The 21,418-nt window shown below is 67.5% G+C and carries 18 protein-coding genes, 1 tRNA gene and 1 pseudogene; 9 read left to right on the top strand and 11 right to left on the bottom strand.

What is annotated here, in order from left to right; genetic code table 11:
* The first annotated feature begins 6 nt into the window (after positions 1-6).
* Positions 7-1,950, top strand: a complete 1,944-nt coding sequence (locus AKJ09_RS34695; RefSeq protein WP_146652134.1) for a serine/threonine-protein kinase — start codon at positions 7-9, stop codon at positions 1,948-1,950.
* 47 nt (positions 1,951-1,997) lie between these two features.
* Entirely contained in the window at positions 1,998-2,510 is a 513-nt protein-coding gene (locus tag AKJ09_RS34690) for a serine protease (protein ID WP_146652133.1), read from the top strand.
* On the opposite strand, the gene tmk is transcribed toward AKJ09_RS34690, so the two are convergent.
* A complete protein-coding gene (gene tmk, locus AKJ09_RS34685; RefSeq protein WP_169928109.1) occupies positions 2,489-3,139 on the bottom strand; it encodes a dTMP kinase in 651 nt (216 codons plus the stop codon). The genes AKJ09_RS34690 and tmk overlap by 22 nt on opposite strands.
* 52 nt (positions 3,140-3,191) lie before the next feature.
* Positions 3,192-4,103 carry a pantoate--beta-alanine ligase gene (gene panC / locus AKJ09_RS34680; RefSeq protein ID WP_146652132.1) on the bottom strand — a complete coding sequence of 304 codons (912 nt, stop codon included), beginning with the start codon at positions 4,101-4,103 and terminating at the stop codon, positions 3,192-3,194.
* A 42-nt stretch (positions 4,104-4,145) separates the two neighbouring features.
* Here panC and AKJ09_RS34675 point away from each other — a divergent pair, with 42 nt between their 5' ends.
* From AKJ09_RS34675 to AKJ09_RS34665, 3 genes are all read left to right on the top strand, one after another.
* Positions 4,146-4,832 carry a hypothetical protein gene (locus AKJ09_RS34675; protein ID WP_146652131.1) on the top strand — a complete coding sequence of 229 codons (687 nt, stop codon included), beginning with the start codon at positions 4,146-4,148 and terminating at the stop codon, positions 4,830-4,832.
* Positions 4,833-4,910: 78 nt separating this feature from the next.
* Positions 4,911-5,870: a hypothetical protein gene (locus tag AKJ09_RS34670; protein WP_146652130.1), complete on the top strand. Its 960-nt coding sequence runs from the start codon at positions 4,911-4,913 to the stop codon at positions 5,868-5,870.
* Between the two features lies 1 nt (position 5,871).
* Positions 5,872-6,999, top strand: a complete 1,128-nt coding sequence (locus tag AKJ09_RS34665; protein ID WP_146652129.1) for a hypothetical protein — start codon at positions 5,872-5,874, stop codon at positions 6,997-6,999.
* Positions 7,000-7,011: 12 nt separating this feature from the next.
* Here the strand turns inward: AKJ09_RS34665 and AKJ09_RS34660 are convergent, their stop codons facing one another.
* The 6 genes from AKJ09_RS34660 to AKJ09_RS34635 all read right to left on the bottom strand — a co-directional run bounded on the left by AKJ09_RS34660 (position 7,012) and on the right by AKJ09_RS34635 (position 14,350).
* The gene (locus tag AKJ09_RS34660) at positions 7,012-8,505 is read right to left on the bottom strand and encodes a hypothetical protein (protein ID WP_146652128.1); all 1,494 of its coding nucleotides are present in this window, start codon (positions 8,503-8,505) and stop codon (positions 7,012-7,014) included.
* 239 nt (positions 8,506-8,744) lie between these two features.
* Positions 8,745-10,094, bottom strand: a complete 1,350-nt coding sequence (locus AKJ09_RS34655) for a serine/threonine protein kinase (RefSeq protein WP_146652127.1) — start codon at positions 10,092-10,094, stop codon at positions 8,745-8,747.
* A 40-nt stretch (positions 10,095-10,134) separates the two neighbouring features.
* Positions 10,135-10,890 carry a zinc ribbon domain-containing protein gene (locus tag AKJ09_RS34650; protein WP_146652126.1) on the bottom strand — a complete coding sequence of 252 codons (756 nt, stop codon included), beginning with the start codon at positions 10,888-10,890 and terminating at the stop codon, positions 10,135-10,137.
* 50 nt (positions 10,891-10,940) lie between these two features.
* Positions 10,941-11,014: transfer RNA gene (locus tag AKJ09_RS34645), tRNA-Ile, on the bottom strand.
* A 109-nt stretch (positions 11,015-11,123) separates the two neighbouring features.
* On the bottom strand, positions 11,124-12,434 hold the full coding sequence (locus AKJ09_RS34640; protein ID WP_146652125.1) for a hypothetical protein: 1,311 nt from the start codon (positions 12,432-12,434) through the stop codon (positions 11,124-11,126).
* Complete coding sequence (locus tag AKJ09_RS34635; protein WP_146652124.1) at positions 12,434-14,350, bottom strand: bifunctional homocysteine S-methyltransferase/methylenetetrahydrofolate reductase; 1,917 nt, start codon at positions 14,348-14,350, stop codon at positions 12,434-12,436. The genes AKJ09_RS34640 and AKJ09_RS34635 overlap by 1 nt, the downstream gene beginning before the upstream one ends.
* Positions 14,351-14,409: 59 nt before the next feature.
* Here AKJ09_RS34635 and AKJ09_RS34630 point away from each other — a divergent pair, with 59 nt between their 5' ends.
* Together AKJ09_RS34630 and AKJ09_RS34625 are read left to right on the top strand one after the other, a co-directional pair.
* Positions 14,410-16,020, top strand: coding sequence for an FAD-binding oxidoreductase (locus tag AKJ09_RS34630; RefSeq protein ID WP_146652123.1), 1,611 nt, complete (start codon positions 14,410-14,412; stop codon positions 16,018-16,020).
* Positions 15,990-16,493 (top strand): annotated as a pseudogene (locus AKJ09_RS34625) (FAD-binding protein); the annotation flags it as partial. The gene AKJ09_RS34630 and the pseudogene AKJ09_RS34625, both read left to right, overlap by 31 nt.
* 3 nt (positions 16,494-16,496) lie before the next feature.
* On the opposite strand, the gene AKJ09_RS34620 reads toward AKJ09_RS34625, so the two are convergent.
* From AKJ09_RS34620 to AKJ09_RS34610, 3 genes are read right to left on the bottom strand one after another with little or no spacing between them, the layout of a single operon-like run.
* Complete coding sequence (locus AKJ09_RS34620) at positions 16,497-17,990, bottom strand: MFS transporter (RefSeq protein WP_240488686.1); 1,494 nt, start codon at positions 17,988-17,990, stop codon at positions 16,497-16,499.
* A gap of 28 nt (positions 17,991-18,018) precedes the next feature.
* Positions 18,019-18,939: a hypothetical protein gene (locus tag AKJ09_RS34615; protein ID WP_146652121.1), complete on the bottom strand. Its 921-nt coding sequence runs from the start codon at positions 18,937-18,939 to the stop codon at positions 18,019-18,021.
* Positions 18,936-19,508, bottom strand: coding sequence for a hypothetical protein (locus tag AKJ09_RS34610; protein ID WP_146652120.1), 573 nt, complete (start codon positions 19,506-19,508; stop codon positions 18,936-18,938). Before AKJ09_RS34610 ends, AKJ09_RS34615 begins: the two co-directional genes overlap by 4 nt.
* A gap of 259 nt (positions 19,509-19,767) precedes the next feature.
* On the opposite strand from AKJ09_RS34610, the gene AKJ09_RS34605 reads away from it, so the two are divergent.
* Positions 19,768-20,658: a DUF1003 domain-containing protein gene (locus AKJ09_RS34605; RefSeq protein ID WP_146652119.1), complete on the top strand. Its 891-nt coding sequence runs from the start codon at positions 19,768-19,770 to the stop codon at positions 20,656-20,658.
* 73 nt (positions 20,659-20,731) lie between these two features.
* A complete protein-coding gene (locus tag AKJ09_RS34600; RefSeq protein ID WP_146652118.1) occupies positions 20,732-21,298 on the top strand; it encodes an RNA polymerase sigma factor in 567 nt (188 codons plus the stop codon).
* Positions 21,299-21,418 lie beyond the last annotated feature (120 nt).

Genomic DNA, 21,418 nt, shown 5'->3' with positions numbered 1-21,418 from the left:
ACACGCATGGACTCGGACGTCGAACGACTCGTCCGTGAACAGCGCCTCGTGGCTGCCGCCCAACTGGCGAGCGAACGCGGCGATGCGAGCACCGCGAGCGCGCTGTACGAGCGAGCCTGTGACTTCGAACGAGCCGCCGCCGAAGCGGTGAAGGCCGAAGAGTGGGCCAGGGCGCTGCCGCTCGCCCTCGAAGGACGTGTCACCCTGATCGCCGAACAGGCGCTGCCGATGCTTCTCGGCGATCCTGCGCAAGCCGAGCGCGTCGCGTATCACCTCGAACGTCGCGGCGATCACCTCTGGAGTGCTCGGTTGCTCGAGGGCCTCGGGCAGCGCGAGGCCGCCGCACGCGCCTACGAACGCGCAGGCGAAGCCATCAAGGCCGCAGCGCTGCTCGAAGCCAAGGGCGACGTCGTCGGGGCAGCACGAACGCTCGAGGCGCAGTCGCGAAGGGAGCCCGGCAATAGCAAGGTGCTCGTCGCCCTCGGCGGCCTGCTTCTTCGGTATGGGAAGACGGACGCTGCGGTGCGCGCACTGCAAAAAGTCGCGCCCGACGCGCCCGAGCGACGCGAAGCGCTCACCTTGCTCCTCACCGGTCTCGATCGCCTTGGACTCGCCAGGGCTCGCCTCGAAGCCGAGCAGGAGCTCGCCACCCTCGGCGGCAAGGCCGACGCGGTGGAGCTCGCTCCGCGCATGGCGGAAGTTCGTACACGCCTCTTCGGCCGCTACGACGTGGTACGCGAGGTCGCGTCGTCGCCGAGCGCGCGCGTTCTGGAATGCACCGACGCCGTGCGGTCGGAACGCGTGGCCGTGAAGATCTTTGCCGGTTACGACACGCGCGGTGCAGGCCGCGACGCGCTCGCTCGCTTCGAGCGCGAAGTGCGGGTCCTCGGCACGCTCGAGCATCCGAACATCGTGCCGCTCCGCGACTACGTCGCCGACGGCCCCGCGCTCGTTCTCGGGTGGATGGGGCGCGGAACCCTCGAACAGATGCTGTCGCGCGAACCGCTCGCACCGGCGCGCGCCGTCGAAATCGCCGAAGCCGTTCTCTCCGCGCTCGGCGAGGCTCACCGAATCGGCATCGTTCATCGAGACGTGAAGCCGGCCAACGTTCTCTTCGACGATGCCGGCGTCACTCGCCTCGGCGACTTCGGCGTCGCGCACCTCGCCGATCTGTCGACCACGGCCACCGCTGGCGTCATCGGCACGCTCGAATACATGAGCCCCGAGCAACGCGAGGGACGGCCGGCAACAGTGCAGAGCGACATCTACGGCGTCGGCGCCATTCTCTGGGAGATGCTCACCGGCGAGCGCCCCGAAGCGGGCCTCGGCGCCAAGACGCTCCGCGTACGGCCGAGCGCACTCCACCGAGATCTCGATCGTCGCCACGATCAGGTCGTGCTCGCGATGCTCTCGCGTGATCCTTCCGGCCGGCCGCTCGATGCCTTCGCCGCGCGGCACGCGCTCCGTGCCCTCGAATGGCCGAGTGCCATCGAACCGGCGGCGATGCCCCGCTCGGAGCGCCCGAAGCGCCTGCGTCCGGTAGCGTCGCGTCTCCAGGCCGATCCGAACGGCGCGCTCGTCGATGAATGGCTCGGCCGACACGTCGTGACCACCGATCTCGACGCCACGTCGCTGGCGCGAGCCTCGGCCTTCGCGCGGGCCGATCACCCTGCCCTGCAAGCGATCCTGCGGGTCGATCGCGAGTCCAAGACGATCTGGCTCGCGGCCCCGCGCGGACACAAGCTCGCCGGCAAGCTCTCTCCGCGCCAAGCATCGATCCTCACCGAAGCGCTCGCCCGCCTGCACGACGTCGGTGAGGTTCACGGCAGCGTCGATCCCGACCATGTGTACGTCGACGAGGTCGGCAACCCGACGCTCACGGTCACGATGGCGAGCGGGCCAACGGCCACGGCCGACCTCGATCGACTCGGACTCTCGCGGCTGAGCTGAGGGCGAAAACTTGCGGGCGCTCGCCCGAGCGTGGACCATGCCGGACGATGAGACGCATTGCCGGCCCCGCCCTTTTCGCCCTGTCCGTTGCCGCGGTCGCGTGCGGGAGCTCTCCGAATTCGGCGCCCAAGACGGCCGAGAACTCGCCTGCCACGATCGAGACGGCACCCGCAGCGGCGCCCGGAGCGACTGAAAACACCGGAACGCTCTCACGCGCGAAGGTGAAGCGCACGATCGCGAACGGCCTCGGCGTGTTCCTCCAGAACGTGGCGGTGGACGACTGGCCGGTGATGAAGGACGGGAAGTTCTACGGCTTCCGCCTCAAGGCCATCAATCCGCAGTGGGGCGTCGACCTGAAGCCCGGCGACGTCGTCACGCGCGTCAATGGCATGCCCATCGAGCACCCCGAAGAGGCCGACGCCGCGCTCCGCGCGCTCGACAAGGCTCCCTCGTTGCGCGTCGACTTCGAGCGGGACGGCAAAGCACGCATCCTCGAGCTGCCCATCGTCGACGACGACAAGGGCATCCCCAAGGGCGCTCAGGAAAAGCGCGCGCAGTAAGCTTCGTAGACGCGCGCGTGGACCTCTTCGATGGTCCCCGAGCCGTCGATGACCACGATCCGGTCGTTCGGCATGTGGCGGGCGAGGTCGCGGTAGAATGCGGCGAGCGCCTGCTGGACCTCGTTCTGCTCGTAGAGCTGCGCGGGCTCGCCACGCGCTTCGCGACGCACGCCCGCGACGTCTGCCGGGAGGTCGATCACGATCGTGAGGTCGGGACGAAGCGCGTGACGATTGAGCACGCGGATCCAGTCCACCGCGGGCTCTCCCCCGCGACCGCTCGACACGCTCTGGTACGCCAGGCTCGACGCATCGTAACGGTCCGAGACAACCACGCCGCCGTCGGCGAGAATCGGCTCGATCTCGGACTCGACGTGGTCCATGCGATCGGCCGCGAAGAGAAGCGCCATCGTCGCCCACCCCGGCGCGCGCCCGCCCGGTGCGACGATACGGCCCGTGAGGACCTGACGCACGAACGCCCCGATGGGACCGTCACTCGGCTCGCGCGTGGCCCGCGCCGTACGCGTTCCTTCGCTGCGAAGGCGCTCGATGAGGCGCGCCGTCTGCGTCGTCGTCCCGGCCCCGTCGATCCCCTCGAGGACCACGAACCGCCCTGCACGTGCGTTCGACATCGTGCTCGCGGGCATATCGTAGGTGCCGCCGCGCGTCACTACTGCTCGACCATCAAAACGCGGGGATGATCGAGCTCGCGAGGTCCTCCCCCAAGACGACGTTGTCGATGAGGCGCGTCTTGCCGACACGACACGCGATGGCGAGCGTCGCGCGGGCCCCCACCGACGCGCCGTCCGCGAAAGGTACGAGGGCGTCCGCGTCGGCGACGGTGACGTAGTCGATCGAGGTCGCTACCGCGGCCACAGGAGCGTAGGCCAGCTCGCGCAAGGTTCCCGCACGTCGCTCGCCCGCCTCGAACGCTCGCGCGGCCGCGGCAAGCCCGTGCGAGAGCGAGAGCGCCTTGGCGCGCTCTTCCGGGGAGAGATAGGCGTTGCGCGAGCTCATGGCGAGGCCGTCAGGCTCGCGGAGGATGGGGTGCCCGACGACGTCGACCGGAAGGAAAAGGTCGGTGACGACACGGCGGAGGACGGCGAGCTGCTGGTAGTCCTTCTTGCCGAACACCGCCGTGCAGGGGCCGACGACGCCGAACAACTTGGTCACCACCGTCGCCACACCTTCGAAGTGGCCTGGCCGGTGCGGCCCGCAGAGATGTTCGGCGAGCGCTCCGACGCGAACGCGGGTTTCGTCGCCCGGCGGATACATCGCCTGGACCGATGGCGCGAAGACGAGGTCGACCTCGGTGAGCTTGGTCACATCCCCTTCGAGATCGCGGGGATAGCGGTCGAAATCCTCGTTGGGGCCAAACTGCGTCGGGTTGACGAAGATGGAGCAGACGACGAAATCCGCCTTTTGCCGTGCGAGCCGCGTGAGCGCCAAGTGCCCCTCGTGGAGGGCGCCCATCGTCGGCACCAGCCCTACGCGCAGGCCTCGTTTGCGCGCCTCGTCGCATGCGGCGCGGGCCTCGGCCGGCGTGGTCACCACCACCGCACGGCGGGCCTTCTTCGGGTCCACGGGACTCGTCATGGCCGAGCATGCTAAGACTTCAAGCGCCGAAAGGAAGCCGTCATGCGCTGCGCCCGCTCACGTCTTGCAAGAATCTCCGACGGTCCTTCGGTCCTTGCGTTTGCCACGCCAGTGCTCGTCCTCATGGGAGCGAGCGCAACCGTGACAGCGTGCGGGGCGCGCGGTCCTCTCGAGGCCGATCCCCCCGTCGACGCTGCCGTGGCGGACGCGGCGACGGCCGACGTCGAGACCGTTCAACCCACGCCCGCAGACGCCGGGCAAAAAGAGCCGTCGCTGCTCGCCTGCGGTGACTGCCTTGCCTCGCAATGTTCGTCGAGCATCCTCGCGTGCATTCAGGCGCCGGCTTGCCGAGACTCGTTTCTCTGTGTCGCCCAAGACTGCCTCTCCTCGGGCAGCTTCGATCTCGGCTGCATGACGAAGTGCGCGTCGGGAGACACGAGCGGCCTGTTCCAGATGCTCGACATCTATCAATGCGTGACGTCGACCTGCGGCCCCGACTGCGGAACGTTCCTCCAAGGCGCGCTCGGCGCGCTCGGGGGCGGAAACGGGAACGGGAACGGGAACGGAAAGAATCGCGACGCGGGCGCACGTGATGCGTCGAGTGCCTCCGGCGGCCACGACGATCAGGAGGAGCGAGCAAGTGCTGCGCAGGATCGCAGTACCTCCCGCATCCTTGGCGCGTTCTCGCGGTGGCCGGAGCTCGTCTCCCGCCCCACCCCCTCGCGCTGACTCCGCGAGCGCGCATTTCGCGCGATTTCCGACGTGAGGGCGGTTGACGCGAACCTCTTCCTCTGAGAGACGAAGACGGTGCGCGTCATCGTCGCGTCAATGCTGTTGAAGGTCGCCGCCTCGGTGGCTGTCGTCGCTGCGATCTCTTGTCCTTCGGTGGCGTTCGCGGATGCCCCCAAGGACAACTCGAAAGAGACCGCCAAGCGCCTCTTCGAAGAAGGCCTCGATCTCGAAAAGCGCGGAGAGTTCATGAACGCGCTCCAGAAGTACAAGGAGGCCGAGCAAATCGCCGTGACGGCCGGCCTTCGCTTCCACAAGGCCTACTGCCTCGAGATGAACGGCAAGTCTTCGCAGGCACTCGAAGAGTACGAAGCCGCCGACAAGCTCGCGACCGAGACCGGAAAGACCGACGTGCACAACGCCGTCATCGCGCGCCTCGATCCGCTGCGCGTGCGCGTCCCTCGCCTCACGCTGCACGTCGATGCGCATGCATCGAAACCCGACGTGCAGCTCGACGGCCACGCGGTCAGTGCCGCCGCGCTCGACGGCAAGCCGTTCTTCCTGGATCCGGGCGAGCACGTCATCGAGGCGCGCGCCTCAGGCCGTCAACCGTTCCGTCAGTCGATCAACATTGCCGAGGGCAAGAACCATTCGGTCGACGTCGTCCTCACTCCGATTGCCTCGAGCGTCACCACCGACGAGGCCCCGCCCGAGGGGTCGAAGCGACGCTCTCTCGCTCTTCCGATCCTCACCACCGCAGGAACCGTCGCGTTCGCCGCCGCCGGCGTGGTGACCTTCGTACTCGCAGGTTCGGCCCAGAGCGACGCCGAGAAGAGCTGCTCCGGCGGGTGCGACGACGAGCGAAGCAACGTCCGCACGCTCGACGCCGTCGCGCTCGGAAGCTTCATCGGCGCGGCGGCTCTGGGCGTCACCTCGATCGTGCTCTGGACGTCGAGCGGCAGGCGCGAGACCGCAAACGCTCCGAGCACTCGCTTGTTCGCCTCTCCGCGTGCCGTCGGCATCGAAGGGAGCTTCTGACGTGGCGCGCTCCATCCCGCTTCGGTCGCTGATGGTGATGGGCTTCGGCCTCGGTGGCGGCATGGCGCTCGTCGCCTGTGTCGACCTCTTTCACACGACGGACTTCGGTACGAGCGACTGCACGACCGATCCGACTTCGTGCGCAGCCGAGACCGGCAGCGCGGACGATGCCACGAGCACGCCCCCCAAAAAGGACGCCGCGGCAACCAGGATCGATTTCTGCTCCTCCTGGGGGTCGAACCAGGCCCAGGCCCGCGCAGCAAAGGCTTGCGCGTGGCTCGGCGCTTGCGGCGGGCCCATGGGTGGCAGCTCCTTCGGCGCCTGTTACGAGCGGGCCGCCTTGGCCTTCGACTGCGCGGCCAATCCTGGTCTTCGCCCGGCCGGCGCCCTCGACGACTTCTGGCACTGCATGGCGAACGTCGATTCGTGCGACGCGAGCGACAAGTGCGTGTTCCCGAGCGGCGTCCCGACCTGCAACATCGCCGGCGGTGGCAAGCTCACCGCCTGCGTCGACGGCACGTACGGCGGTGCAAAGGCGGTCCGGGTCGAGTGCAACGCGACGGATTCACGTCCGGCCGCCGTCGAGCCGTGCGTCCTGAGCGGCAAACGCTGTGGCGCGATCGACGACTCGACGGCCGAATGCGCCGGTCCGACCGGTGTCGCCTGCACCGCAGGCGCGCCTCATTGCGACGGCACGAAGGCCGTCGATTGCACCGGAGGCTTCCCCGCGCTCGACCTCGGGATCGACTGCGCCGAGGTGGGCCGAGGCTCGTGTGTCATGACCGACGCCGGACCAACCTGCATGCCGGCCGCGTCCGCCGAGAAGTGCGCGGTCGCCACTCCCTTCGCCTGCACCGGCAACGTTCTCACCGGGTGTGTCGGCGGAGCGACCATCGCGATCGATTGCGGGAAGTTCGCACGCAAGTGCGATGCATCCCGCGCCACCGGGTACGATCCGTTCCGCGCCTGTTACGACAGCGACGGAGGGTGCCCGGCGCCGGACTCGTGCGACGGAGGCGTTCTCACCAGCTGTGGAAGCGGCGGTGCCACGCGCACCGACTGCAAGCAGGTCGGTCTCGGAGCGTGCCGCGTACTTCCCAATGGGAGTGCCGCCTGCACGCCTCCCTGACTCCGTAACGGGTTAGAACGAGCTCTCGAGCTGAGACTTCTGCAAGGCCTCGAGCGCCTTCTTCGTCTCCTCGTCGACGTCGGAGCCGCCCTTCGCGGCGCCCCTTCCTGCGGCCTTCGCCACCGGCCTGGCCGGCTTCTCGTCGTCGCTCGCTGCTGCTGGACGAGCCACCGGACGCGGCGCTGGCGCCGGCCGACTAACGGGCTGGGCGACCGCGACCGGCTTGGACTCCGGCTTCACGGCGGGCTTCGGCGCGGGCGCGGCCGCCACCTGGGCCTTCGGTTCGACCTTGGCTTCGGGCTTCGCTTCCGGCTTGGGCTCCGGCTCGGCCACGGCGACCGGCGGCGCGGTGGGTGCGGCGACCGGCGTGGGTACGGCGGCTTGAGGCACGGCCACGGGCGGAACAGCGACCCTCGGCTCTTCGGCCGCGGGCGCGCCTGTGGGTGTCACGGCCTGCGCGGCCGGCTGGGTAGCCGCGTGAGCCGCGCCCGGCGCATGCGAGGGGTCGACGAACGACGCGCCTGTCTCCGCGAGAGAGTCGTTGTTGCCCTGCATGATGGCAACCGCTCCAACGCCGACGAAGAGACCGAACGCGAGGAGCGCAGCGGCCCACGACATCGCGGGACGCCCGCCGATGCGTGTACGCGACGTCACCGACGTGCCGGGCGGGTCCATGCGTCCGTCGGAGTACGGCGCTTGCGGCACCATGAAGTGAGCGGGCATCGACATCGCCCCCGGCACGTTGGTGCTCGAGGATGACGCCGCAACGTACGGGTTCGGCGGCGGCGGATACGCCGACGCATAGGAACCGGTCGGAATGGGCTGCGGCTGAAGCGCCTGCGGCGGCATCTGGCCGGGCATCACGCTGTGACCGACGGCAGGAACGCTGTTCGACGTGCTGTTCGACGACGACGAGAGCAAAAGGGCCGTGCGCTCTTCGTCACGCTTGGGGCGCAGGTCCGAGAAGTCTTCGAGGAGCTCCGCGGGCGGAGGCGCCATCAAGTGCTCGGGCCTCTTCGGCGGGCTGCTTGCGCGCGCCGAGTCGAGCGTCTGCTTGATGACCGCAGACGGATTGACGGCGGTGGCGACGCCTCCGAGCGTGCCGGGCTTCGGCGCTCCGCGCTTGACGATCTTCGGAGCCCCCCGAACGACCGTGCGTCCATCTTCGTCGTCTTCCTCGGCGGCAAACTTCCTTCCGGAAGTCCGGCCGCTCGGAACATTCGCCACAGGGGGCGGAGACGATCCGAGCGAGCGGGTCGAAGGACGCACGGCCGGAACACCGGCTGCCGGGCGCGGCGCGGGAATCGCCGCGTTGCTCAGCGACTTCACCGGCATCAGCGTCGTCATCTCTTCGTCGGACGTCGACGGAAGCGGGGGACGCGGCGGCGCGAAGCTCGACGGAGCGCGGGGCGCCGAGCCGGCAGCCGGGGCGAGCGACGCGTCGTCCTTGGCGACGGCGTCTGCCGATTCCTCTCCGCGTCCCGGCCGTTTCGTGAAGGGCAGCATGCTTCTCCGTTCCGAGCTCCCGGCGCCACTCCTTGCGAACAGCAAGCCAGTTGCGCAACGCCGCGCTCGGATCATACCGCGGAGGTTACACGCGAAGAACGCAGTGAGATCGAAACGGTGGGAGCTTCACGCACAACGGGCGCGAAGCACCATGAAGACAACGTACGCTTCTATCCCCGGTGGTCGAACGATCCACGTCAACCAGGCCTAGGTGGATCGGCGATCCCTCAGCTTCGGCGTCAGTGGGCAAGCAGCGCGAAGGCGATCGCACCGCCCACCACGAGAGCGGCGATGCCGACGATCACCGGCACAAGCCACCCCGGACGCCCTTGCGGCACGCCCATCGCCACGTCCGCGTAAGCGGTCGGCTGCGGCGAAGCCACGATGGGACCCGAGACGGCCGGCCCCGGCATGTGCGGAGCAGGAATCGGAGCCGCCGGTCCAGCCATCATCGGAGAGGCAGTAGCGATCGGCTTGGCCGCGAACGGGTCGGGCGCAGCGAACGGGTCCGCCGCCGCCTCGATGCGACGGGGAGCTGGCGCGCGCAAACGGCCTTCGGCGACCTGCTTGGCGAGGTCCGCATTCGAAAGCCGCGCCCACGCGTGGTGATCCCCTTCGAGGCCGTAGGCATGCCCGACGGCCGTCGCGAAATCACCCACGCTCTTCGTGCGGATGTTCGGGTTCTTCGCGAGCGCGACTTCCATCACGTCGTCGAGCGCCGCGGGGATCGGGTACTTCGTCTGGCCGTTCCGCGAGCTCGGCGGGACAGGATCCTTCGTGAGGATGGAGAGCAAGATCGAGGGGCCGTTGTTGCCCGTGAAAGGCACCGCGCCGGCGACGCACTCGTACGTAATCGCGGCGAGCGCGAAGACGTCGGCGCGGGCGTCGAGCGTTTCGAGCCCCTGCGCTTGCTCCGGTGCCATGTAATACGGCGAGCCAATCGTCGTGCCGAGGACGGTGAGCTTCTTGGCGTCCTTGTTCTTGTCTTTGACCGATCCGAAGTCGAGGATCTTGACGTTGTCGCCTTCGCGCGTGCCGCAGAGGAACAAGTTGTCCGGCTTCAGATCCCGGTGCACGAACTGCCGCGCGTGCGCACCGTCGAGTCCGAGCGCGACCTGCGAGAGCATGCGCACGAGGCGCTCGGGCGCGACTTCCTTCTCGCGCTTGAGCACGAAGCGAAGCTCCTCGCCGTCGAGGAACTCCATGACGAGCAGCCAAACGCCGGATGCTTCGTCGCGCTGAAAGTCGAGAACCTTGACGATGTAGTCGTGCGGGAGCTGGCTCGAGATCTCGTACTCACGCTTGAAGCGTTCGAGCGCGACCTCGTCCTTCACGACGTCGTCGTGCAGGACCTTCACCGCGATGCGCGTGTTGGTCTGCTTGTCGATGCCTTCGTAGACGCGGCCCATGCCGCCGTCGGCCACGACACGACGCAGCTCGTAACGACCACAGAGCTTGGCCCCGAGCCGCGGATCATCCGCGGTGTTCGCGATCGGAACCGTGCTCGCGAACTGCAGCGGGTTGCCGTCCGCCGGGCAGAAGCCAGCGTCGTCCGGAAACACGCGCATGCATTTGGGGCAGCTCTTCATGGGACCCGTGTGGAGGGTGCTGCGAGTGGTGCGGCGTTGACTAGTCGACCTTCTGCGCTGCAGGTGCCGCGAAGTAGATGATGCGATTGCACGACGGGCACTGCTCGATGAGCGGTTCCCTGCGCAGCCGATGATAGAGCTGCGGGGGCAACGCCATGTTGCACTTGTTGCACGTGCCATCCGTGGTTTGCGCGATCGCGTTGCCGCGACGACCACGAATCATCTCGTATTTGCGGAAGAGCACCGGGGGAAGGCGCTTGACGATCGCATCGCGACCGCCGCCCTTCGCACTGCGGTCGGCCTCGAGCTGATTGACCTTTGCCGAGATGTCGCCTTCGACGGCTGCGAGCTCCTCGGAGATGCGCTTGTGTTCGCCTTCCGCCGTCTCGACCGCCCCACGAACCGAAGCCGTGTCACCGTCGATTCGCGTGGCCTCTTCTTCGCGATCGCGAATGAGCTTCCTGAGCTCCTCGAGCTCACGCTGCGCGGCGTTCGACTCGCGCTCGGTACGCGAGCGATTGAGCTTCTCGCGCGAGTGCTCGATCTGCTGCGTCATCGTGCGGACATCGTGCTGCAGCTCGTTTCGCTGCTTGTCCGCCGCGCCTACCGTGGCGCGATCGATCTGGAGCTTGTCGTCCAGCTTCTTCAGGCTGTCTTTCAACGAGGTGAGTGTCCCCCGCTCTTCGACCAGCTTTTCCTCGAGGATCTTGACCTCGGCGTCCATCGCCGCAAGCTCCTCGAGCGCACGGATTTGCTCGCGCACCTGCTCGCGGTTCTGCTCCGTCGTGCTGCTCAACAGCTCTCTCCTTGTTTCAGCGCCACCGGGAACCTAAACGCCGGCACGTGTGGGCCCACCTGGGTTCGAACCAGGAACAGCCCGGTTATGAGCCGGGGGCTCTGACCGATTGAGCTATGGGCCCCAGTCTTTTCGGCCGACTCCCACCCGAACGGCCGCCTAGTCCTCGTCACGCGGAAAAAGCTAGTCGAACCGGTGCCCGGAGGGAATACGGAACAGCGTGGGAGAATGCCTCAGGGGCAGGTGAAGCGCACGATCTGGCCCTTTTCCTGGGACAGACCGAAGAGGCTCGAGGGGGGCGCAAAGGCCAGAACCCGGGTCGGATCGAGCGCGGGCTCGAGCGTCGGCGGGGTGGTCGCCAGAACTCCTGGTGATAGCGAAAGAACTCGCGCGTGGTCCGCGACGTCCGTCCACGCGAGCCAGCGTGGGGCGGCCGCCGGGACGAGCTCGACCGGAGCGGTCCCTACCCCACCGTCCACCAGATCCGATGGCTCGACGCGGTCGGCCGTAACCACATAGCGAAGTACTCGCGCACCTGCCCCCTCGGTCGCGGCGGCCTCGTCTTGGAGCACGACGACGAGCTCCTCGGCTGCCCCCTTCGAGAGCTCGAACGATGCCGCGCGTCCCTTCTCGGAGGAGATGCGTCGCACCTTCGAGGTCGTCTCCCCCTTCGCATCGAGCGTCACGAGCTCGAGCCACCGAAACGCGCGTCGCTCGCCCGGACCTTCGTCCGTGGTCGCCTTGGACGGCGCGCCCGCATCTTCGACCTCGGGCTTCGTCGCGAGCCAGGCGAGCCAGTACCCGCCTTTCCGCGGAAGGAGACGCGGCGACTCGGCGTCGGACGTGTCGGGCGACGCGACGAGCGGCTTCGCACCCGGCGTGAGCGCCTGCACCTTGATCACGCCGCGATCGGCGAGCATCCGCCCCGGACCGAGCGGCGCATCTTCGTCCCACGCGACGAGCGGCGCGGCCGAAGGATCGGTCCACGCCACATCGAAGGCCTGCGACTCGTCGGCCTGCTGAACGACGGAGCCTTCGAGCTTGAAGGTCGACGACGCATCGAGGCGCACGAGGCGAAGCTCGCGGGTGCCCAGAACTCCGCGCGCGGCCTTCGGTGAAGGCTCGACCGCCTTGCGCGCGAAGTACGCGGCGAACACCGCATTGCCCGCCCCGTAGGGTACGGGCGGAGGATCATCACCGAGCGCCGGCCCGATCTCGATGAACTTCGGCGAACCGAGATCGAGTCCCGTTCGCAGGATCGAAGCAGCGCGCTTGGTCCCCTCACGACGCACGAGCCCCGTGAAGAGCGCATCGCCGGCGACGACGGCGTCGCCGACCACCACGTCTTCACCGGCGATGTCGAGCTTGGCTCCTTCTGCACGGCATCGCGGAAGCTCCTCCGCAACGGCGACGGGTGCCGGCGCCTCGGCCGGTGAAGCCGAGGCCGTCGTGGTGGGCGCCGGCGGTTCGTTTTTGCGGCACGCGATGGATCCGAGCGATGCGGCGAGCGCGACGCCTGCCCATGCGAGCGTGCCGACGCGCATCAAGCGTTCGCGCTCGCGGCAGGTCGATCGTCGCGATCGAGGAAACCGTCGACGACCTCGAGGGCGAGCTCGTAGCGCTCGAGCGGCGGCATGATGTACGCCCCGGCGACGCGACCGCGCACCGCGGCGAGCATCTCGCGCGCGATGGCGACGCCCTCCTTGCGAGCCGCCGCTCCCGTTCCCGCCTTGCGCATGCGCTCACGCACGCCCTCCGGCACCTGCATGCCGGGCACTTCGTTGTGCAGGAATTCGGCATTGCGGTAGCTGGCGAGCGGCAGCAGGCCGACGAGCACCGGAAGGCCGAGCGGCGCGATGTCGGTGAGAAAGCGATCGAGCACGGCCGGATCGTACACGGGCTGCGTCATGACGAGCTCGGCGCCGGCATCTTTCTTCTGACGCAGACGCGAGAGCTCGCGATCGTAGTTGAGGGCCGCGGGCTCGGCGCCCGTGGCGAGAACGAAGCGCGTACCGCAACCGAGAGGTTTTCCGCCCGGATCGATGCCGTGGTTCAGCCGCGCGGCGAGCTTGAGAATGCCGATCGAATCGAGGTCGTAGACGGCCGACGCATCGGGGAAGTCGCCCATCTTGGGCGGATCGCCGGTAACGACGACCAGGTTGCGAACGCCGAGCTCGTGCGCCGCGAGCAAATGCGCGATCGTACCGAGGAGGTTTCGATCGCGACCGCAGACGTGGAGGATTGTCTCCATGTCGACGTTCTGTTGGACACGCGCGGCCATCGCCACGTTGCCCATGCGGGCCTGCGCGCGAGCGCCGTCGGCGATGTTCACGACGTCGACACCGCCCTCCTTGAGCATCTTCGCAGCGGTGATCGCCTTGCTCAGATCGAGGCCGACGGGCGGGTTGACCTCCACCGACACGACGAACTTGCCGCGCGCGATCTTCGAGGCGAAGTCGCTTCGCTCGGAGAATGGCGTGGCCTTGGCGGCGCCGGGCATCGCGGGCGGATGTGCCGACCAGGTCTGGAAGCTATCGCTCGCGCGAACGACCTCCGAGTCGGGCGGAGCGCTCTTGGCCTCCGACGAACCGACCATGCGGGCCGCCGCGGCGATGCGCTTGATGTGCTCGGGCGTCGTTCCGCAACAGCCGCCGACGAGCTTCACGCCCATCTTGAACATGCGTCGTGCGTAAACGCCGAAGTACTCGGCGGTCGACACGTAGACGAGGCGTTCGTCGACGCGGCGCGGGAGACCCGCGTTGGGGACCGCCCACACCGGCACGCCCAGCTCGAGCATCGGCTCGATGGCCTCGAGCACGTTCATCGGGCCGTCGCAGCAGTTCACGCCGACGACGTTCGCACCCCACTCGCGCATCAAGCGGGCAATCTCGCCCGACGAGGTTCCATCCGCCATGCGGCTCGCCTCGTCGACCGATGCCGACGCGATCACCGGGATTTTTCCACCGGACGCCGCCACCGCGCTCTCCACCGCGATGCGGAGCTCGTTGGTCTGACGCATCGTCTCGATGAGAAGCACGTCGACGCCAGCTTCGACGAGGGCCTGCGCTTGCTCGGAGAGCGCCGAGCGGACCTTGGCGAGATCTTCCGGCAGGGCGTTACCGAGGAAGTATCCCGAGGGGCCGATCGCCCCGGCGACGAACGCCTTGCCCGCCGCGGCCTCACGCGCGAGCTTCACGGCGGCAAGGTTGATCTCGCGAACCCTCGAGGTCATGCCGTGCTTCTCGAGGCGCATGGCGTTCGCCCCGAACGTGTTCGTCTCGAGGACCTGGGCGCCGGCGCGCACGTAGTCCTCGTGCATCTTCTTGACGAGCTCGGGTTTCGACACGCACAGCTCTTCGAAGCAGGTGCTGTAGAGCACCCCGCGCTCGTAGAGCTGAGTGCCGGCAGCGCCATCGACGACCAAGGGTCCGGCCGCGAGCGCCTCGAGAAAACTGGCCATGGCGGGAGGAGTTAGCGCGGCAAGGCACGGCCGCGCAAGGTCGACTACCATCGATCCCCATGGCCGAGCCTAGCGGAAATCCGACTGGTGACCTCCCGCGCAGCCTCACCCGCGTCCTCGGTACTTCGGGCGAACGCATTCGTACGAGCACCGATCCTGCCGATCGGGTGGCCTACGCGCGCGATTTGTGGCCGAGGCACCACCTTGCCGTCCGGGCCGGCAATGTGGCCGCCCATCGCCCCGCTGGCATCGTCTGGCCCACGTCGACGGAAGAGGTCGCGCGCATCGTCCGCTGGGCGAACGAGACGGAGACGCCGATCGTTCCCTTCGGCGCGGGCAGCGGCGTCTGCGCCGGGGTGTTGCCCAGCGAGAACATGATCGTCGTCGATCTGAAACGTATGGCGAAAATTCGCCGCCTCGACGGCCCCGCCTTCACGCTCGACGTCGAAGCCGGTCACATGGGCTTGCCGCTCGAGGAGGAGCTCGAACGCAAAGGCTTCACGCTCGGCCATTTCCCCTCCTCCATCTTGTGCAGCACCGTCGGCGGTTGGGTCGCCGCGCGCAGCGCCGGGCAGTGCTCGGGCAAGTACGGCAAGATCGAGGACATGGTGCTCGCCCTCGAGTGCGTCACGGGCGCGGGCGAGATCGTGAACCTCCGCCATCGCACGAGCGGACCGAACTTGATCCCATTGGTGGTCGGAAGCGAAGGAACGCTCGCGATCGTCACGAGCGCGACGCTTCGCATTCACGTGGCACCGAAGACGCGGGCGTTCGCAGCCTACTCCTTCCCCACCACCAAGCACGGCTGGGAGGCGATGCGCGCCATGTTCCAGGCGGGCCTCCGTCCGGCGGTCGCACGCCTCTACGATCCCTTCGACGCCATGCTCGCGCGCCGCGGCTCGGTGAAGAAAGACGGGGCCGACTCGGGCAACACGCCCGGTCTCGGCGCGGCGATGCTGCGAAGCTTCTTGCGCCGGCCGGGCACCATCAACGAGCTTCTCGAAGGGTCGATCGGCAGCAAGATGCTCGGCGGCTCGCTGCTCGTCGTCATCTTCGAAGGCGAAGGCAGCGTGCCGGAGCGCGATCAGGAGCGCGCGCACGAGCTGCTGATGGGCATGCGCGCCAAGTACGAAGGTGAAGGCCCGGCGCGCAAGTGGCTGCTCCACCGCTATTCGGTGAGCTACCGGCAAGCACCGGTCTTCGCCTCCGGCCTCTTCTCCGACACGATGGAGGTTGCTGCGCCGTGGTCGAAGCTCGAAGGCCTCTACGACGCCGTGCGCCGCGCGCTCGGAGCGCACGTCTTCGTCATGGCGCACCTGAGTCACGCATACCCCGACGGCTGCTGCATCTACTTCTCGTTCGCCGGCACCGCGGCCAAAGGCGACGAGTCGGAGAGCTGGGACGAGCGCTGCGAGATCACGTACGACCGTGCGTGGCGCGACGCTCTTGCAGCGGCGGTCGAGGCCGGAGGCACGCTCGCTCACCATCACGGCGCCGGCCGCTCGAAGGCTCCGCGGCTGATGCGCGAGCTCGGTGAGGGAGGCGTCGAGACCACGCTCGCACTGATGCGTGCGTTCGACCCCAAGGGCATTCTGAATCCGGGCAACCTGAGACCCGACGCACCGTCGCCTTACGTTCCCGATGCTCACGCGACGCAGGTGACGGCATGACCGAGACCATCGACATCGACTTCGAGAGCCTGCTCGCCCGAGCGTCCGCCTCGTTCACGCTCGGCGAGATCGAAAGCGAGCTCGGCAAGCGTGGGCTGACCCTCGGCATCGACCTTTCGGGCAAGCGTTCCATCACCACGCTCGGAGCGTGGATCGCGTCAGGGACGCCCGGAGCGCGCCCGCAGTTCGAAGATCCCGCGGATCACGTACTGGCAGGCCTTTCCGCCACGCTCGTGAACGGCAAAGCGCTGGAAATCCGGCCCGCACCTCGACGCGCCGTCGGCCCCGACCTCACGGCATTGTTGCTCGGGGCAAACGATCGCTTCGCGAGCGTCGAGCGCGCGTGGCTTCGCGTTCACCGCAAAGATGAACGCCACGTGGCCGAGCCGCTGCCGGCGCTCGATCTCGATCCGCCGGTGAGCGACGCCGAAGCCGAGTTGCTCTCTCGCATCGAGCGAGAGTTGAAGGCGTAGGGTCTAGGCCGCCTGCTTCTGCGGCTCTTGCTGGGAGCTCGCAGGCGCGGCCGCCTTCGGTCGCGCGTTCCAAACACGCGTCGACAGGCCGAAGCCCAGGATGGCCGCCGGCAGCATCACCGCGGGCCAGGTCCACCAATTGTGCGCGTCGTGAGCGAGCTGGTCCTTCGGCAGCACGCGGCCCAGGACGAGCGCTTCGGCGGCGGTCCCGAGGTAGACGAAGCCGTCGATGACGCCGACGACGATGCCCACGTTCTTCTTGCCGCCGAAGTCCATGCTCGCCGTTCCCGAGAGCATGCCGTGCACGCCGATGATGGCGAGCGACATGAGCACGACCACCCAGCCGATGCCAGCCGTCGGAAGCGCCACGAACATCAGGCCGGCGCCCACGATCATGGTCAGGTAGAGGACGCCAGCCACCGGACCTCGACGCGAGCCGAAGACGCGGTCGGAGATGATGCCCGCCACCACGCCGCCCGCGATGCCCGCCATGCAGTTCAGCATGCCCCAGTGGTCGTGGACGAAGTCACTCGGCGCGACGTTGCCGGCGAGCGCCGCAGCCTTCTGGGCGGCCTCCGTCGCCACGCGCCCGGTCTCCTTCGCGAAGGGCTTGTAGTACTGGAGGATCGAGTTACGGAGATAGCCGCTGCAGAACTCGATCAGTGCGATGGTGATGATCGCTGGGTTCTTCAGCATCATCGTGACGACTTCGCCGATGGGCTTGCGCGGGCCATCGTCGCCGGAGGACGCGTCCCCGAGATCGAAGTCTTTCAGACCTGCTTCGCCCGGAGTGTCGCGGACGAGGATCAAGTCGAGAACCGCGAACACCGCGAGGATGGCCGAGGGAACGAAGAACACCGCCGCGGGGCCCGACGTTTTGAGGATGAAGGCGCACCAGTCGTAGGCGAAGTAGAGCCCGAGCGAGATGAGGATGCCGAAGATGCCGCCGAACGTGCCGCGCTCGCGGAGGTGGAACCAGGCGGAGTTGACCTTGACGATCGAGACGGCGCCGAAGCTCTGGAAGTACATGTTGAGCGCGTAGAGAACGCTCAACGTCGGGACGAGCCCCGCACGCGCATCCTTCGGAACCTCACCGCCTACCATCGCGTGCTGGACGAGCAGGCCGATGCCCACGTTGGCGGCGATGGCGCCGAGCGCGGCGAGGATGATCGTCTTCTTCCCACCGAGCCTGTCTGTGAGCGGCCCGTTGATGACGAACGAGAAGCCGTACGTCAGCGTGCCCCAGAAGTAGATGTCCGAGAACTGCGCCTTGTCGAAGACGTGCCCGATGCAGGCATTGAGGTTGTAGCGCCCCATGTAGAGGAACGCGTACGTGAGGCCGACCGGGAACCAGTTCATGAACCGCCGCCGCAGAAACGCCTTGTCGTGGCCGAGATCGACCTTCGGCAAGCGCCCCACGACCACGACCACCAGCGCGAGCAACGCGACGATCGGCAGGAAATCTTTGAGCCAGCCCGGCATGTCGGCGCGGAGCATGACACGGCGCCGGTTTACGGCAAACGTCTTACTTCGTGAGTTCGGCGATCGCGAGTTGGAGCTGGTCGTCCGGAATCGACCGGAACATGGCCGGGGGCATGTGTTTCCGATCCGACGCAGGCAGACGTAGCCGGGCAATGGCTGTCTGCTTCTCCTTCGGCGTCATCGATTCGAGCTTCGTGACGTCGAATTTCGCGCGCGAGATCGACGGATCGAGGTTCGCATTGTGGCATTGCGCGCACGTTTGGATGAGGACTTCGCGTCCATTCGCGCCCTTCTTCGGCACGATGGTCATCCCCTCGAGGGCCTCGTCGAGGAACACCCGGCGGATGTCCGGCAGGTCGGCGGCGGCCATCTTGCCGTTCAGGAACTTCTGGTAGGCCGCGGTCGCGTACGCGAGCTTGGTCGGGTCGGTGACCTTGATGTCGTGGTAGGGCGGCGGGATGAACTGTCCGGCAAAGGCCTTGTCGAAGAGGCCCTGCCAGGTGGCGCTCTTGCCGATGGGAACGTTGACGTCGGGCTGACCGCCGGCCGACTCCTTCACTTCGTTCTCGATCGTCGGCGAGTCGAACTCGTTCGGTTGCGGCTCGAAGCCCTGTCCCGCGACGAAGTCTCCGATGGCGCGTCCGTCGGAGCGGAAGTCGATCTTGCCGGGGATGGAGGCGTAGTCCTCTTCGCCGTGCACGCGGCGGAAGTCGTCGATGAGCACGGTGCCACCGCTGCGGTTGTTGGTGAGCCAGTGCGTCCAGGGGTCCTTCAACTCCTGCATGCGGAGCATCGGCGGCTTCGACGCGTCGGGCTGGTGGCAGTGGCGGCAGTCGACGATCGTGTTCTTGAGATCTTCGTCGTCGTAGAGGGTGACGCCCTTCCAGTTCTTCTCGACCGCAAGCGTGAGAATGTCGCCGGGCTTGCACGACTTCGTCAGCGAGCAGGCGATCTCGAACTTCACCAGATAGAACGTGAGCTTGTTCGTGCCCGGATCTTCGGCGGCGACCTCGACGAAGGTCTCCCGCGCGCATACCCCATGATCACGTAGCCCGGGAGGCGCACTGCCTGGCCGGGGGGTGGCGTGAAGATGAAGGCGCGGGGGTTCGTCGCCGAGACGGCGCGCGCGACGAGCGAGCTCGAGTTGGCGAGCAGCGCGAAGCCAGGATTGCCCCCCGCGCTGTTCTGGCCGTCCTTCGAATCGTCCTGGAATTTCAGACCGAGCGCGTCGCGCAGCTCGACGAGCGAGCCGATGCTTGCGACCTTGGTCCCGCAAAACGCCTTCGTGACTGCGTTGTTGTCTCCCCGCGCGCAGACGGTCTGCGTCTGGGCCGCGCCCTTCGGAAGCTCCTCGAAGGGATCGGGCAGCACGTCGACCTTACTGTCGGTCGGGTCGTTCGAGACGTCGGTGGGGCCCGAGCTGGCCGGCATCGAAGTCGACGACGAATCGTCCCCCCCGATGCTCCCCGTGCAGGCCGCGGCGATTCCTGCTGCCGCGAGCACCGCGCCGAAGACCAAAACCGTCTGCTTCATGACAGGTGCCCCCCACAGCAATGACGGTGCCGACCGCGGTTCGAGGCCCGAACGCCGGATCGACCGGGGAAAATTCTGATATCGGGGGACGCGGTCCTAGACAGCCCCACGCTGGTAGCTTTGCTACCGGTTGCCATCACCCGCGGGCGGCAGGCAGCAGCCCGGAGAACCGAAGATCCGTCGGCGTCGATGTAGGCAAATCGCCCGCAGCCTTGCGCGACGGGGGGCCGCTGCGCGACCATCATCGAGAGCCTGCCTTATGTTGCATTCCGAGCTGCTGGCCCAGATCCCCCTCTTCGACACCCTCGCGGCCGAAGACCTCGAAGCGCTCGCGAACCGTATGACGGAGCGCAAATTCCAGGCCGGAACCCGCGTCTTCGACAAAGGAGACACGGGGTCGAGCATGTACGTCGTCCTCTCGGGCGCCGTGCAAATCTTCCTGCCTGGCGCCGAGAACGAGCCACGCGTCGTGCTCAAAGACGCACGAACGGGCGAGTATTTCGGCGAGCTCTCCCTCTTCGACGACAAGCCGCGCTCGGCGAGCGTCGAGGCCACGGTCGATACGACGCTGCTCGAGCTCACCCGTGAGGAGTTCGGCGATCACCTCTCGAAGTCGAAGAACGCCGCGATGACGATCCTCGCGGAGATGGCCGAGCGCCTCCGCGAGACGAACGCGATGCTCTCGCAGCGCGCCGCACGCGACGTCGTGAAGGAGTTCGAGGAGAACCTCACGTGGGGCCAGCGCCTTGCGGACAAGGTCGCCGAGCTCAACGGAAGCTGGTCCTTCATCCTCTTCCTGCTGGCCCTCACGGCGGCGTGGTCGGCCGCGAACCAGTGGCTGCCCAAGCCGTTCGACGAGTACCCGTACCAGTTCTACAACCTCGCGCTCGCCATCCTCGTCGCGCTGCAGGGGCCGCTCATCGTCATGAGCCAGAACCGCCAGACGATGAAAGACCGCGCGACGGCGGAGACCGACTTCCGCGTCAATCTGAAGAACGAAGTCGGAATCGAGGGTTTGCTCCGCGAGGTCGGAGCGCTCCGCGCCGAGACGACCAAGCGCCTCGAGGTGCTGGAGCGCATGATGCGCAGCGATCGCCTGCGAGCCGAGATCCCCGCAAAGAAGCCGGGCGGGCCGCTCGGTCCCTCCTGAGCTTGCTCGTCGCCCGTGCTCGCGTGCGACGACCGACCGTCTGCGCTAGGACGACGGTAGGAGCGAAGCCGCGATGGATGAACCGACGCGACAGGAAACCGAAGCGCCCGAGCTCGTCGAAACGCTCGCGGCTTCGCGCGCAGCCTTCGTTCGTTTCGTGAGGCCGCGCGTCGAGAGCGACGCCGCGGCGGAAGAGATCGTGCAGTCAGCCTTTCTCAAGGGCTTCGAACGCGGCGGCTCGCTCCGTGACGACGAGAGCGCAACAGCGTGGTTCTACAGGATTCTCCGAAACGCCATCGTCGATCATTGGCGACGGCGTGACGCCAAGGGCCGTGCGCTCGAGACACTCGCGGCCGAGCTTCCAGCGTCGTTCGAGGATGCGCAGCTCGACGATCGGAACCGTGCTTGCGGATGCGTTCGCGCACTGACCACGGGGTTGAAGCCCGAATATCGCGAGCTCCTCGAAAAGGTCGACGTCGACGGCGTCTCCGTGCCCGACGCTGCAGGCCAGCTCGGCATCACCGCGAACAACGCCGCGGTTCGGCTCTATCGCGCGCGGCAAGCGCTCAAGAAACGCGTCGAGGACACGTGCCGATCCTGCGCATCGCACGGTTGCGTCGACTGCACCTGCGCGCACTGACGAGCTCGAGCTGCGGACGCGACGAGACGCGACGAGACAAGCGCACGAGCAGAGCGGCACGAAGCGTGTAAGCCACGATCCTTTGGCGCGTCAGCACGGGCCAAAGCGAGGCAAACATGC

It is taken from the genome of Labilithrix luteola, from assembly GCF_001263205.1.
GTDB lineage: Bacteria > Myxococcota_A > Polyangia > Polyangiales > Polyangiaceae > Labilithrix > Labilithrix luteola.
Note: the sequence above shows the minus strand (reverse complement) of the source record. Positions and strands in the feature narration are given on the sequence as shown.